At 35.1% G+C, this 15,338-nt stretch carries 13 protein-coding genes and 1 CRISPR repeat array; of the genes, 1 reads left to right on the plus strand and 12 read right to left on the minus strand.

Annotated features, from left to right (window positions below):
* The 11 genes from pxpA to cas9 all read right to left on the minus strand — a co-directional run bounded on the left by pxpA (position 1) and on the right by cas9 (position 13,141).
* The gene (gene pxpA / locus ACFCT9_RS07990) at positions 1 to 759 is read right to left on the minus strand and encodes a 5-oxoprolinase subunit PxpA (RefSeq protein WP_412518396.1); all 759 of its coding nucleotides are present in this window, start codon (positions 757 to 759) and stop codon (positions 1 to 3) included.
* Complete coding sequence (locus ACFCT9_RS07995) at positions 756 to 2,120, minus strand: acetyl/propionyl/methylcrotonyl-CoA carboxylase subunit alpha (protein ID WP_412518398.1); 1,365 nt, start codon at positions 2,118 to 2,120, stop codon at positions 756 to 758. Before ACFCT9_RS07995 ends, pxpA begins: the two co-directional genes overlap by 4 nt.
* 17 nt (positions 2,121 to 2,137) lie before the next feature.
* The gene (accB, locus tag ACFCT9_RS08000; RefSeq protein ID WP_412518399.1) at positions 2,138 to 2,581 is read right to left on the minus strand and encodes an acetyl-CoA carboxylase biotin carboxyl carrier protein; all 444 of its coding nucleotides are present in this window, start codon (positions 2,579 to 2,581) and stop codon (positions 2,138 to 2,140) included.
* Between the two features lie 2 nt (positions 2,582 to 2,583).
* Positions 2,584 to 3,591, minus strand: coding sequence for a biotin-dependent carboxyltransferase family protein (locus tag ACFCT9_RS08005; RefSeq protein ID WP_412518401.1), 1,008 nt, complete (start codon positions 3,589 to 3,591; stop codon positions 2,584 to 2,586).
* Entirely contained in the window at positions 3,581 to 4,312 is a 732-nt protein-coding gene (gene pxpB, locus ACFCT9_RS08010; RefSeq protein WP_412518403.1) for a 5-oxoprolinase subunit PxpB, read from the minus strand. Before pxpB ends, ACFCT9_RS08005 begins: the two co-directional genes overlap by 11 nt.
* A 506-nt stretch (positions 4,313 to 4,818) precedes the next feature.
* A complete protein-coding gene (locus tag ACFCT9_RS08015) occupies positions 4,819 to 5,889 on the minus strand; it encodes a PTS transporter subunit IIC (protein ID WP_412518405.1) in 1,071 nt (356 codons plus the stop codon).
* A gap of 204 nt (positions 5,890 to 6,093) precedes the next feature.
* Positions 6,094 to 7,182: a PTS transporter subunit IIC gene (locus ACFCT9_RS08020; protein WP_412518406.1), complete on the minus strand. Its 1,089-nt coding sequence runs from the start codon at positions 7,180 to 7,182 to the stop codon at positions 6,094 to 6,096.
* A gap of 170 nt (positions 7,183 to 7,352) precedes the next feature.
* Positions 7,353 to 7,716: direct repeats of the CRISPR family, unit length 36 nt; unit sequence GAATCACTTATACCTAAAATTACAGAGTACTAAAAC.
* A 30-nt stretch (positions 7,717 to 7,746) separates the two neighbouring features.
* Positions 7,747 to 8,736 carry a hypothetical protein gene (locus tag ACFCT9_RS08025; RefSeq protein WP_412518407.1) on the minus strand — a complete coding sequence of 330 codons (990 nt, stop codon included), beginning with the start codon at positions 8,734 to 8,736 and terminating at the stop codon, positions 7,747 to 7,749.
* Positions 8,737 to 8,746: 10 nt separating this feature from the next.
* Entirely contained in the window at positions 8,747 to 9,055 is a 309-nt protein-coding gene (gene cas2 / locus ACFCT9_RS08030) for a CRISPR-associated endonuclease Cas2 (protein WP_412518409.1), read from the minus strand.
* Between the two features lie 11 nt (positions 9,056 to 9,066).
* Positions 9,067 to 9,972, minus strand: a complete 906-nt coding sequence (cas1, locus tag ACFCT9_RS08035) for a type II CRISPR-associated endonuclease Cas1 (RefSeq protein ID WP_412518410.1) — start codon at positions 9,970 to 9,972, stop codon at positions 9,067 to 9,069.
* Positions 9,973 to 9,979: 7 nt separating this feature from the next.
* Complete coding sequence (gene cas9 / locus ACFCT9_RS08040) at positions 9,980 to 13,141, minus strand: type II CRISPR RNA-guided endonuclease Cas9 (protein ID WP_412518412.1); 3,162 nt, start codon at positions 13,139 to 13,141, stop codon at positions 9,980 to 9,982.
* Positions 13,142 to 13,531: 390 nt separating this feature from the next.
* Here cas9 and ACFCT9_RS08045 point away from each other — a divergent pair, with 390 nt between their 5' ends.
* A complete protein-coding gene (locus ACFCT9_RS08045) occupies positions 13,532 to 14,878 on the plus strand; it encodes a PepSY-associated TM helix domain-containing protein (protein WP_412518414.1) in 1,347 nt (448 codons plus the stop codon).
* Between the two features lie 72 nt (positions 14,879 to 14,950).
* Here the strand turns inward: ACFCT9_RS08045 and ACFCT9_RS08050 are convergent, their stop codons facing one another.
* Complete coding sequence (locus ACFCT9_RS08050) at positions 14,951 to 15,328, minus strand: iron chaperone (protein ID WP_412518416.1); 378 nt, start codon at positions 15,326 to 15,328, stop codon at positions 14,951 to 14,953.
* Positions 15,329 to 15,338: the final 10 nt, after the last annotated feature.

Genomic DNA, 15,338 nt, shown 5'->3' on the forward strand with positions numbered 1-15,338 from the left:
TTAACCCCCTAATTTCGTTATCGAAATACCTTCTTTCGTTAGTCGTTCTCTGATTTTCGACACGAATTCCAATGCATGCGCACCATCGCCATGCACACAAATTGTATCTGCTTTAAGCTCAATTTCTTTACCAGTTTTCGCAATGACTTTGTTTTCTTTTACCATCTTCACAACCTGTTCGATTGCTTCATCTGTATCCGTTAAGACAGCGTCTGATTCTTTACGGCTGACTAATTGGCCATTTTCTTCATAACGTCTGTCTGCGAACACTTCATTTGCTGCTTTCAAACCAATTGCTTCAGCTTCTGATACAAGTAATGTATTAGATAAGCCCACTAAAATAAGTGATGGGTCCACGTCATATACTGCTTGTGCAATCGCGTGTGCAATATCTTTGTCACGCGCACCCATGTTATATAAGGCACCATGTGGTTTAACATGATTGATTTTGACATCGTGAATACGGCAAAATGCTGATAAAGCACCAATTTGGTATGCCACTAATGCATAAATCTCATCAGGTGATAAATCCATGTTGCGGCGTCCAAAGCCTTGAAGATCATTGAACCCTGGATGTGCACCGATACCCACGCCATGTTCTTTCGCAAGTTTCACAGTTTCATACATCACATTTTCATCACCCGCATGGAAACCACATGCAATGTTTGCAGAAGTAATCAAAGGAATGATTTGATGGTCTCCGCCGAATGAATAATTACCAAATGCTTCGCCTAAATCACAATTCAAATCTATTTTCATGTTAAAGCAGCCCCCTTAGTAATTTGATGATGGTCTAAGAATTTGATATCAACATCTCTTGCATCACCTTCTGCGTATGCAGGATAAGATAATACCGCGTATAAGAAATCAGCAGTTGTTGAGAAACCGTCAATGACCATTTCATCAAGCGTTGCTTTTAATTTGTTAATCGCATGCGTACGATTTGCACCTTTAACAATCACTTTAGCCACAAGTGAATCATAATAAGGTGATACAACATAACCAGGATACAATAATGAATCCACACGCACATTGAAACCTTGCGGTAAATGTAAAGCTTTAACTTTACCTGGTGAAGGTTGGAATTTACGTTCTGGGTTCTCTGCGTTGATACGTGCTTCAATCACGTGGCCAGAGAAGTGAATATCTTCTTGAGTGAACGGCAATTCCCCATGTTGCATTAAATAAAGTTGTGCTTGTAATAAATCTCTGTCTGCGCGCATTTCTGTAACAGTATGTTCAACTTGGATACGCGCATTCATTTCGATGAAGTAATAGGCATCTTCTGTAACTAGGAACTCAATCGTTCCTGCACTGCGGTAATTTGATGCTTTCGCTACTTTAACCGCATCTTCACAAATCTTTTGACGCTTTTCATCTGATAATGCTGCACATGGTGATTCTTCAATCAGTTTTTGGTTTTTACGTTGTACAGAACAATCACGTTCACCAAGATGTACATAATTGTTTTTGCCATCACCGATCACTTGAACTTCTACGTGCTTCGCAACAGGAATAAATGCTTCGACATAGATACGATCATCGTCGAAATATTTTTTACCTTCACTTTGTGCTTCTTTAAACGCTTTTTCTAAGTGTTCTGGTTCTTTCACGATACGGATACCTTTACCGCCACCGCCGCTTGCGGCTTTTAATACGACAGGATAACCGATATCATTCGCGATTTCTTTAATTTCATCAACAGAATGAACAGAACCGATAGAACCTGGGATAATCGGCACATCTGCAGAGTCAACTGTTTGACGCGCTGTGATTTTATCACCCATCATTTCCATCGTACGTTTGGTTGGTCCAATAAAGTAGATGTCATTTTCTTCTACTTTTTGCGCAAAGTTAGAGCTTTCTGATAAGAAGCCGTAACCTGGATGAATCGCATTGGCACCTGTAATCTCTGCTGCGGCAATAATACGATTAATATTTAAATAGCTGTCCAACGGATTCGCTTCGCCAATACAAATGGCTTGGTCTGCAAGACTGACGTGCAGACTCTTTTCGTCTCCTTTCGCATATACGGCTACTGTCTCGATGCCCATTTCACGACAGGCACGAATAATACGTACTGCGATTTCTCCTCTATTCGCAATTAAACAACGATACATGATAATTTCTCACCCCTTTACTTAACTTCAATCAGTGCTTGGTCATATTCTACATTTGTGCCATGATCAACTAAGATATCTGTAACTTCGCCGTCTACTTCACTTGTTACTTCATTCATGACTTTCATCGCTTCGATATAACCGATAACATCGCCTTTTTTCACTTTGTCGCCGACTTTAACAACTGGTTCAGTTAATTCTTTCGTATCTTGTAAGAAGAATGTACCGACCATTGGCGCATTCACTGTATCACCAGATGCTTGTTCTTCACCTTGTGATGCTTGCGCTGCTTCTGGCGTTGGATTAGAAGTCGCTTGATTTTGAATTTGTGTTGCGGGTTGTGCTTGTTGTGGTGTTGAGAAATCTAATTCAATTTCATGTGCCTCATCTTTATATTTAAACTTATTCACCTTGTTCTCTTTGACTAAGTTAATTAAATCTTTAATTTCTTCTAGTTTCATCTCTATTTATCCCCCTCTAGTAATTCGCTAATACGTTTTGACGTTGTTCTCATTTCCCTCATGTCAAACAACGGTGCTTTTTCTATTGCTTCTAATGAAGCTTCAAAGCCTTTATTATAGTCTTCTAAATGTTGAATGGCTTCCTCAACAGTCACCCATTCAAAGTTTACTTTTTGACCTGGCTGCTTTTGTGCTAAGATACTTAAGTCTGATTGGCAGACTGTCGCAATCTTAGTATAGCCGCCGACAGTTTGTTTATCGTTCATCAATACAATCGGGTTGCCGTCATTTGGTACTTGTACACTGCCGAGTGCCACAGGTTCAGAAATAATATCTGCACTGTCTGTCGGCGGAATGGAAGCACCTTTCAAACGAAAGCCCATACGATCCGATTGTTCAGAAATCTCAAAAGGTTCTGACACTAAGCCTTCATGACTAGAATCAGGGAAGCTGTCAAATTGCGGACCTTCCACAACTCTGATCGCATCCGTACCTTCATGTATTAAATCTAAATCGCTTGTATAGCCGACATGACGTCGATAGTCATTATTATAATGAACAGGAATCATGTCATCTTTTCTTAAAGCGCGTCCATGGAAACCGCCCATTTTCGTACGTGTATGTGTCGCATAACTGTCTGCAACTTCAGGTACATCAATCGGATGACCAAAGAGTAAGTAACCTCTGGCACCTTTGACTGCCGCATTTAAAGCGAGTACATCACCTTTATAAACTTGTACAACCGTTTGATGTGAAACAGGTTCACCGTTTAACGTTGCTTTAAATTCTGCACCTGTAATAACGACAGAATTGTCTTCTAAGAATTGTATTGTCGGTCCAATAATTGTTGCTTCAATCGCCGGACCCTCATTACCGATTAATTGTTTACCTAAACGGTAACTATATCTATCTAAAGCGCCTGCGCTAGAGAATCCTTCTTTTTGATAACCAAAGCGTCCTTCATCTTGAATCGTTGTGAATAGTCCTGGTTTAATAATTCTAATGCTCATCTTGAACAGTCACCCATCTTTCTATGTCAAAATCAGGCTCATATTTTTGCGCAATGATGTCATCATACGTCTCTTGTGAAATCTGATAGAATTCAATACGATCTCCTGCTTCATAAAGTGTCATTGGTTCACGATCCAAGTCGAACACATCTAATGGTGTGCGTCCGATGATTTGCCAGCCGCCTGGTGAATCTTGCGGGTATAAGCCGGTTTGGTTTTTCGCAATTCCGACAGAACCTGCATCAATGCGAACTCTCGGTTCATCTCTTCTAGGCGTATACAGACGCTCATCTAATCCTCCAAGATATGGGAAGCCAGGCATAAACCCTAGCATATATATTAAATAAGTTGGTTCTGTATGTAATTGAATTACTTCTTCAACTGTTAAATCATTAAGCTGTGCAACTTCTTCAATATCTGGTCCGTATTTTCCTCCATAAATAACTGGAATACGTACCACTTTAGAACTCTCTGATGTCTCAATATCACTAACATCGAGTGTATCAAGCTTCAACGCTTCGACTAATGCTTTCGCATGAATTTTTCGATCATTAAAGTGAATCATTACTGCACGATAAGACGGTACAATCTCTTTAATCGCTTCATGATCTTGGCGTTCCAAATAAACCACGAGTTGTTGGACTTTCTTGAAAGTCTCAGGCGCAATCTGTGGTTCAAAGCGAACTAAGATAGCTTGTTCACTGATGATTTGGTAATCCATTGTTTTGCCTCCCCTTTGTGTTAGGTCATACTAAGCGTTTATGAAAACGCTCTTTCCTTTGTTTAATAATGTGACCGCACAAGCTGTAAACAAACATCAGCTCGTGCAGTCGTATATGTTTTAACCCCGTTATCTCTTCAGTTGTTGATATACTTAAGATAGTTGTAGCCATTCTATAAATAGCCAACAAATTTAATTATAACATTTATGCCCTATCCGTATCGATTAAGTTGGGTATTCAAATCACAACTCAAATTCGATAAGTATATATTATGATGTGAAATCATGCATGTTGTCAGTGTTTGTATAAGTATTCTGACAATTTAGATGAAAACCTTTTCATGTGTATTGTTTTAATATAATACATTTGTTGCTTAAGTAAAAGACTTTTTTTGCTATAATTTTACACTTCGAATTGTGTTTAATTTAATATTGGGTGGTACAACAACGTTTAAGCGCAATCTCTGCACTTTAAATTTCTGATATATTTTATCAGAAATCCCCATTCACCCTAAGAATCTAAAGATTTCTTTGTCATAAAGTTTAAAGATTTTGATGAAAACAAAGTGTGCGATAAAGGCAACCGTAAATGGAATCACAAAGAATGCGATACCAATTAAAATAAATTTCATCCAAAAATCATCCACATGCATAAATCTGAACGCATTGATTGGTCCAACCATACCGATAATACCGAAACCGGCTGATTCTTTTGTACCGCCGATACCGATGAAACTAGATGCAAAACCAGAAATCGCAGCTGTAACAGTAATCGGTACTAACATGACTGGATATTTAACCATATTTGGAAGCATCATTTTAACGCCGCCTAGTAAGATGGTTGCTGGGACACCCAGACGATTGACACTCATTGTCCCGAAGACTAATGTTGCTTCAGCCGCTGTAATTCCAATAGAAGCAGAACCTGCTGCTAAACCGCTGATACCGATTGCCATTGACGTCGCAACTGTGGAAATCGGAGAAATGATGATCATACTGTACGCAATCGCAATCAGCATACACATTAATACTGGCTGCATTTCTGTAAATGTATTAATGATGTGGCCAATTCCTGTTGTAACTAACTTAACGTAAGGCAAAGTATGTAAGGTAATAAAGCCAGTAATGACTGCCACAAAGGTAGGTAAAATAATTAAGTTTAAGCTGCCGAAGCGTTCGCCGATTAATAGGATTAATAGTGAGGCGATTGAAGCGGCTAACATCGTATTGATCAAATCACCAATTCCTGTAATTACCCATGCGCCATTTTTAAATTGTGCTGCCCCACTTCCGATAAATGACGCAGCTGCGACTACCGCGATGCCAAGTGGCGTAAATTTAAAACGGTGTGCAACGAGTGCGCCGACTAACATCGGTACTGTAAATTGAATCGCTGTCGCAACTTGTAAGAGTACCCCTGCTGATTTAAAATGCGGTGCTAAGGCTTTTAAAATCTCCCCTAAAACGGCATGCGGTACTAATCCTGCGATAATCGCAAATGCAACCCCGTTCAATACGTTATACAAAAATGTACCAACCGACACCTTGGTACCTGGTCTTGTCATCGTTTCTGACATATCATTTCCTCCCATTTCTATGATGCTTAATAAGTTTTAATTTTCTGATAATTCTAATATTTTAATGTCTTAAAGTCAACATCCTCTTCAATTTAATAATGGTTTTAATAACATATAATAGTAAGAAGCCACTAAAATAGTAGAAACCGTTCATTATCTACCATAAAAAAGAAGCCACCCAAAAGCAGCTTCTCACTATAAATATTAATCGATAAATCTAAAAATCTCTTCATCATAAAGTTTAAATATTTTACTATAAACAAAGTGTGCGATGAACGCAGTAATAAACGGTACGATAAAGAATGCGACAGCACAAAGAATGGCTTTAAGCCAGAAGTCACCATAATCTAAAAATCTGAACGCATTGATCGGTCCGACTAAACCGATAATACCGAAACCTGCTGATTCTTTCGTTCCGCCGATACCAATTAAACTTGCCACAAAACCGGTAACCGCAGCGGTTGTCGTAATTGGTAAAAAGATAATTGGATGACGTACTAAGTTCGGCAACATCATTTTAACGCCACCTAAAAAGATTGTCATCGGCACCCCTAAGCGATTGACACGTAATGTCCCAATCGTTAACACTGCTTCTACTGCCGCTATACCAATTGATGCTGAACCTGCAGCTAATCCTTCTATACCAATAGCCATGGACAACGCGGCGGTTGAAATCGGCGAAATAACAATTGACGCATATACTAAAGAAATCAAAATACACATCGGAATCGGTTGTAATTCAGTAAAGCTGTTAACCATATTACCGATTGCGGTTGTGACAAGTTTGACATAAGGTAATGTATGCAAAGCGATGAAACCTGTACTTACAGCCACAAAGGTAGGCAAAATAATTAAGTTCAAGCTGCCGAAACGTTCACCAATAAATAAAATCATGAGTGAGGCGATTGCGGCTGCGAACATGGTATTAATCAAATCTCCTATACCTGTGATAACCCATGCATTATGTTTAAAGACAACTGCGCCACTACCGATAAAGGAAGCTGCGGAGACAACCGCAATACCTAATGGTGTAAATTTAAAGCGATACGCAACTAACGCACCGATTAAACAAGGTACCGCAAATTGAATGGCTGTTGTAATATGCAGTAATTGTGTAAATACCGGACTAAATGGGACTAATGCTTTTAAAATTTCTCCTAAAATCGCATTCGGGATTAAACCGGCTACGATACCAATAGCGACCCCATTCAATAAATTAAAAAGAAAATACTTAGGACCTATCTTAGTCCCTGGACGTGTGGGTGAAGTATGATCCATCGCTGTGTGTTCCATAATAAGACTCCTCTCGTGATGCAAAAGACATGATGTTTTCGTAATTTTCAGAATTATTGTAGTCCTATCACCTATGTATGTCAATGTACAAAAAATAAAAAAGCAGCCGAAGCTGCTTAAAAATTACAGAGTACTAAAACCAAAAACGGTAGTAACAAGCGCTATCAACGGAATCACTTATACCTAAAATTACAGAGTACTAAAACATGAACGTTGATATGTTTGTTGTTTAACTAGAATCACTTATACCTAAAATTACAGAGTACTAAAACACCTCTAGTCTCAATTTTTTGTCATCTTTGAATCACTTATACCTAAAATTACAGAGTACTAAAACCTACAAATTGTACTGATCCAGTTAATGCGGAATCACTTATACCTAAAATTACAGAGTACTAAAACGTATACGATGTAACAGGTTCACTAGAGTTAGAATCACTTATACCTAAAATTACAGAGTACTAAAACCTGCCCACTTTTTAATCTCATCAACTTTATGAATCACTTATACCTAAAATTACAGAGTACTAAAACCTCTAGCACAATTATATATTTAAATTGTGATTAAGAAAATAAATAAGCTGATAATGCTGAAGAAATTTTGGTTTGATCAATATCAAGTTGGTAAGCTAAGTTGCAGTGTTTTAAAAAGGCTATCACTACATATAAATCCAAATCATCAAAAGCAACAATCTCTGTCAGATTATAATTAGAAATTGTAGGGTTTACTTCTAGAAATGAACAGTATTTGTTGAACAAATACTCGAATCTCTCTTTAAACTTTTCTTCATCTATATTAATAGGCGCATTCCAATAACTGTCTTCAAAAAATGTTTCTGTGATCATCTGTACGTTTTGAATAAAGTAGTTTAAGCCTTTGATACTATTAGATAAAAAATATGGTGATTCAGTTAGCACAATAATTGGTACAGGTAAATCATTTAATATTTTTCGGAACCTAATTTGTTCTTTTATACTTAAACCAGCTTCTGGATACAAATAAATCAGAAACGCTTTTTCTTTCGCTTGATAGTTCATTTCATCTACTACTAAAGGAACTACTTGCTCCAAACGGTTAATCAACCTGGCGTAATCTTCGCTATAATCATATTTAAATGACAGTAGTTTTATAAACTGTTTTAAATCAAAAGATTTAACAGCTAAAGGCAAAGTCCCTCTTAAATTTTCTCTTAAGTCATCTAATAATACATTAATTGAGTTGATATAGCCTTCTATTTCCATATCATTTTGTAATTCTCTAATGATTTTCTTAGTCATCATACTGGTTGCTGCTAATTGATGCTCATTTTCTATAGCGGAATGATTTAAGATAAATCCTCTATATCGGTTATTTGAAACCCTCTCATACTCAATAAGATTTGTAATAGATACAGAGTCTTTATTTGAATTTCTTGGTTGAAAGTAATTCTTAAGTGTTTCTAGAATGTATTCTTCATGCGTTGAATCTTCATTATAAATAGATGTATAGTCACTAGTATTTAAAATAACTTTTGGTAAATCCTCAATGTTAATTTCTAAAACCGCTTCATACATATCTTTTCTCCTAAAATAAAATTGTACGATTATCTCCTAAAATCTCAATATTCTTATCTTCCTCACCTAATAATATTTTCATTTTCTCATATTGCTTCTCCGTAATAGTCAAAGCTCTTACATGACCATTAGGTGGTAAAATTCGTTTAACATAATTCACACTGCTTTCTGCTGAATCTTTATTATTGCAACTTTTAATATAAATAGAGTACTGCATCATCAAAAATCCTTCAGATATCAATCCTTTTCTAAATTTACTGTATAAACGTCTCTCTTCTTTCGTATCAGTTGGGAGATCAAACATTATCATTACTCTCATAAATTTATAACTCATGATTCATAAAAGGAATATTGTTTAATATTTGGTAGTTTAAGTGTTTCATATCTCCCAGTTCTGAAATACTCAATCATTGATTGAATCATAATTTCAATTGCTCTAATTACAGTATGCTGCTTACCATCAATTTGTACTCTTGCATGCATTAAATTAACCAATTCTAATCTATACGCCTTTGTCATATATTCTTCTTCCGGAGGATGCTTTAACAGATATAAATCTACTAGAGGTCTAAACACTTCAATGATATCCGATGCAAGATTAAAATGATTTCGTGCACCAATATGATGTATACCTAATGCTGGAATCAATCCCTTGGCTACAATAGTTCTAGCGATTGCTGAATTTATAATTGTATAACCAAAGTTCAACACCATATTTTCAATTAGAAACTCATCATCACGCCTAAAATCCTCGAAAAATGTATTGAAATAATATTTAGCTGCTTGTCCTTCTATATTCATTTCATCTTTAGCAGTAATCAAAGTTTGTAATGTTTTCATTTTAATAATTCTCTCTTCATGTACTCCAACATGTTTCATACACTGAATCTGATTTTGTATTTTTTGAATCAAAATGTGTTTCCATAATTCTTCTTTTCTTTCATTTGACCACTGAAGCTGCTCTTTCATTTGTCCGTATTGATTAAAATGACCATTAATCGGATGCACCATGCATTCTGGCAAATGTTGTTGATTACAAAAAATGACTAAAATATTATATTTAGAAAGCTCTATCATAAGTCTTGATGTTATTGTCGTTGTTAAGTCTTCAATCACTATAGCGAAAATATCGCTTAGGGGGATTTTAACCTCTAAATCCCCTTTTGCGATTTTCAAATTATTCAAGTTCAATGCAAGTTTATCTACTTCTGAAAGATATACAATTCTCCACGCCAAAAACTACTCACCCTTTCATGATCATTTGAGGCTTTTCCTTACTTTTCACTTTATAAAGATTACCTAAAATATCTGTTGAATATTTTTCAATAGAATGTGTTTTTTTTGATATCATTCTATATATTCGCGGAGTTCTTCCATCATTAATGGTTTCTAAATATTCTTTATAAGTTATGTCAATCATATTTAATTCAATCCTATTAGTCGAATCATGATTCACACCTATAATCCTGAATAATTCTCCATCAACCTTAATCAAATCATTATTATAAAAACTTGCGATAAACACTGCATTTCCACTGATTTTCTTCTGACTTTTTGCCTCTTCATATGCTATTGAATCAATTTCATAGTGTCCCTCTTTTTTAATAACATCTAAATATTTAACTGTCACAAATTTATATACACCATCATCCAAATATACATCGAAACGATACGGTTTTAATGACAGTTTCACAATTTTATTACGGCTATTAGGATAATCATTTGTGATATCCAGATGAGCGTTTAATTTTTTACCATAATATTTAACTTTTTTAACGATTGGCCCATTATCTTTTTTACTATATTTAGTTAAGTAATTGCCTGTTTCATCATGGTACTTATAAAGTGGATTTTTCTCATTACTATATTGTTCCATTATTGTTATCAGCTTTTGATAAGTTTGTGGATCATGATGATACATTAATAATTTTTCAGGTGATTTCTTGATTAAATTTTTCAATTTGTCATTATCTTTGTCATACAGTCCTTTAATGTTGTTGACGAAGAGTGTATCTCCCTTTTCATCTTTTCGTGTTGAGTATAAAGTGTCATTTATTAATTCTCTATTTGGCTTTTTATCAACTCTATGAGAAAACTTAAAGTCTTTAAAGTCTTTGATATTTTGTATTTGATGTGGTGTTACAAAGATTTCTTTATATTTATCGTCAGTTTCAATTTCTGGCATACTTTCAGTTTGGTTTTCTTCAAGAGTTTGGTTTTCCATTACTTTATTAGTCTTGTCTAACTCTTTCCATTTTTTGAAAATAAAGTCAGCATTTGCAATAACCAATGCATCTTCAGCATGGTGTTTATAACCTTGATTTCTTTCTTTTTTGAACTCCCATTTATTTCTCAAGAAATTTGTAAAACCGCCGTTAATCGATTTCACTTTGACATCTAATTCGTTCACTCTGAAATATGATCTTAATAAGTTCATTAACTCTCTTGTAGCATATCGTGTATCTACTAAATTACGGTTAATAAAATCTTTTTGGACACTAAAGCGATTAATATCTCTTTCTTCTAACAAATATTCTTTTTTCTTCTTAGAAATTCTTCCTTTACCTTTAGCTAGGTTTAAAATATGGTGTTTAAATGCCTCGTAACTAATTTTCGCATCAGAAGAACTTAAATATTGAAATGGCGTTCTATTGCCTTTCTTACTATTTTCTTCTTGTTTTACTAATACTTTATTATTGTAAGAGTTATCAAAGGAAACAGAACGAGGAATGATATGGTCTACTTCATAATGATGAGGATTATTAAGTAAGTCCTCTAAAGGAATTGCTTCTAATGAATATAAGCATTTGCCTTCTTGCATATCATGCAGTTTAATCTTCTCAATTAAAAACTTAGCTTTTTCTTTACCAGTTTTTTTGATGATTTCCTCGATTCTTTCATTAGTCTGACGATTTCTTTTCTGCATTTCTTTTATGAATTTTTGTGCATCTTTAGAATTCTTTTCTCTTGCAAGTTCAATAATAATATCTTTTGGCAATCCGAATTTTTTTATAATAGCGTTAACTACTTTAATAGACTGAATAAATGAACGTTTCACTACTGGGGATAGAATAAAGTCCTCAACTAGAGATGTCGGAATTTCTTTTTGTTGACTTAAATCCACTTTTTTCGGCATAAGTTTCAAACGATTAAAGATAGCCATTTGATTATCGCTTGTATGCCATAGCTCATCTAATATTAAATTGATAGCTTTAAGAGAAAGACGATGCGTACCTGTATAGCCTGTTAAAGTTGAAATCTGTTCAATTTCTTCTTGTGTTAATTTCGAATCCAGTGTTGCTAATTCTTCTTGTATATCTTCTGCTGACTGATAAATCGTTAATATTTCAGCGATTTGATTAAGTAAATCAGCATTTTCAAGCACTTCTTTACTTGAAGTAATACCTTTGATATCATGATAGACTTTAAAGTTAGTAAATTCTGGCTTACCTGTACTTGTAACACGATATCCTTTGATATCCTCTTCATTTACAAGTATCTCTTTCGCAATTTGTTTGAGTGTTGGCTTTTTCTTTTGTTTAAAGACATTCTCGATTATTTGGAATTTTTCATAGTACTCTAGCTTCTCATTCTCATCTCGTGCAATCACTAAGTTATTTAAATCATTAAGCGCATTGTACAAATCAGCATTGTAAGCATACTTTACACTTCGCAATTCTTCTGGGAAATATGTACAATGTCCCATTAACATTTCGTACCATTCTTTGATATCTTTCCAACCAAACGGGCTGCCTTCACCTGGGCCTTCATAATACGCTCGTCTATTTTCCAATAATTCGAGATATGTTTCTGTGAAAGATGGGTCAATTTGATGATAATTACTTTGTGTCTTTAATAACTGCTTCGCTTCTTTGATGTAATCGGAGGTTTTAAAGCGATTGGCAGCACCTCTAACTTTACCTTGTTCTTTCAACCGTTCTAACTGTAATTCTGCTATATACTTATCTTCTAAAGCTTTATTATTTCTTGCGATTTGTTCTTTAGTGGATAATTCATTACCAGTATCTTCTTCCACATCATTTACGTTATGTACACCTCTGCGCTTTGCTAAATGAAGCAAGGCTACAGAAAACTCCTCTTCACTTAATCCTTCTCTCAACCCTTTTACACGCACTTCGTAAGGATTGATCCCACTTAATTCGCTTTCATCATTAAGCAAGTTATGATCAAAAAGCAGTTTCTTCACTCTTTGTATTCTATGTCTGCGACGTCTCTTAAGTCTTCTGGCACCTCTTTTTGATCGTCGTCCTTCATTATTTTCAACATTTGCTTCTTTAAATAAGCGTACGCCTGCATCTATAACATCTCTTGTTTCATAATCAATAATTCCGTATCCCACTGATGTAATTCCGATATCTAGTCCTAAGATATAATTTCTGTGCATATGACCACTCCTAAGATGTTTGAATTTTTTGATTTTTGATATTAAAAAAATCTCGCCAACAAGTTGACGAGATAAACACGGCATTTTGCCTTGTTTTAGTAGATTCTGTAATTTTAGGTATAAGTACAGCACATATACGTTGTGCTATATCTAAATTATATTTTATCTAATAATATAAGTCAACACCAATGATAAGTAAATTTTACACTAAACTTAAATTTATATGTCTCGCTTATAATACTCAGCATTTAATAATTGTCAAACTTTCGTCATACAATTTTCAAAATATGACAAACATTTGTCCTTTAATCTATTTGAAAATCTGTAATAATATAATATAGCTTTTATGTAAAGCGAAATCATTACAATTTATATATAAAGGAGTGTCCTATGAAACATAATACATTTAACCCTATGCAGCGCTTGCACTTTTATGCTGCGATATTTATTACGCCTTTATTAATTACTTTGACTTTGTCTGGTATTGCTTATCTGTTCTTCCCTGAAGTTGAAAATCAATTGTATAAGCATGAATTCTATGATAAAAGTAAACATACGCATCAACAATCTATGACTGATGCGATTAAACAAATAGAAAAAGAACATCCAGGCTACACGATCAATAAGGTCAGTGTGATGGAAGCGCCTTATAATAACCGTATTACCATTGGGGATATGGATGGTAATTCTTATTATATTTTCCTAGACAAGCATAACCAGATTGTCGATCAACAAAATGCGAAATATACGTATTCCAATATGGTCAGAAGCATACATAGTTCCCTTTCAACTGAAAATACTGCGATTAACTATTTAGTGGAATTAACTGCTTGTTGGACAATCTTTATGATACTATCTGGTACTTATATGTTAATTAAGAAGAAACTCTTAACTTCTAACAATAAAGTACTTAAATTTCAAAAATGGCATGCGGCTATCGGTCTAGTCGTTGCTATTCCAATGTTAATTTTAGTCTTTACTGGCTTGCCTTGGTCTGGCTTTATGGGGGCTAAGATTAACCAAATTTCAACAGCGTACCCACAATTGGGTCAAACAAAATTAGTCGCAAATCCGCCTAAATCAGAAGCCAATGAAATTCCTTGGGCATTAAGACAAAAAGCAGCACCCGAATCAGAAGGCGGTGGTCATCACGGCGGTATGGCTATGCCGATGACTGATATTCCAGGTCAATTGTCATTAGATCAAGTCATGCATAAAGCTGAAAAACAAGGCTTAACACGTCCCTATGCGATTGTGTATCCAACGAGTCCTGAAGGTTCCTTTACACTTTCCAAAGCCAGCAATAGTGGTGTAACCGGCTTTGATGTCGCACCAGAAAAAGAAACAACGCAGTATATGGACCAATATACTGGTAAACAATTAGGCAAAGTTGATTATCAAGATTACGGCATCTTAGCTAAATGGTTAACATGGGGCATTCCGCTTCACGAAGGCCACTTATTCGGCATTGCCAATAAAATCATTAACCTGCTTGTATGTATTGCCTTTTTAGGCGGTATCATCTTTGGTTATTTATCTTGGTTCAAACGCCTAAAACACATGAAACAACTTGAAATGCTGCCGAGACGTGTGAAAAAGCCGATGTCTATCGCATTGATTATCACCTTGATTATCCTTGGTGTTTTAATGCCTTTATTCGGTTTCTCACTAATTATCGTCTTTATCATTGAAGCCTTGTTATACTTTAAAGATAAACGAAACAAACAACTAAAATAATTTATAAAACACAAACAGCGCAACCTTGAAAATGAATTCAAAAGGTTGCGCTATTTGTATCTATTCATATCTTTATTTATAATGGCGCCAAAATGACGTAATCTCTGCTTTATCCTCTAAATTATATTGAATCATATCCTTTAATAAGTCATAATCCACATCTTGCGTCCATTTAATGCGGAATAGATTTTCTGTATACGTATAGCCATTTTTATCAAAGCGCGCGATAAATGGTTTCATCCCTGCAGCTTCAGGATTAATTGAGAAATGTGCTTTGGCACGACTAAATCCAATAATATAAGTCCCATGATGTGTATACATCGGTTGATTCCATTTAATCACTTTCTCTAATTCAGGGAATGTCTCATCTACCCAATTAAAAACGTTCGTCAAAATTTCCTTTTGTTTCGGATCTTCTACTTTATTTAAATAGTCATTAAAATTTTCCATGGTTAGCTCC

It is taken from the genome of Staphylococcus simulans (assembly GCF_047037175.1).
In the GTDB taxonomy this organism is placed as follows: domain Bacteria; phylum Bacillota; class Bacilli; order Staphylococcales; family Staphylococcaceae; genus Staphylococcus; species Staphylococcus simulans_C.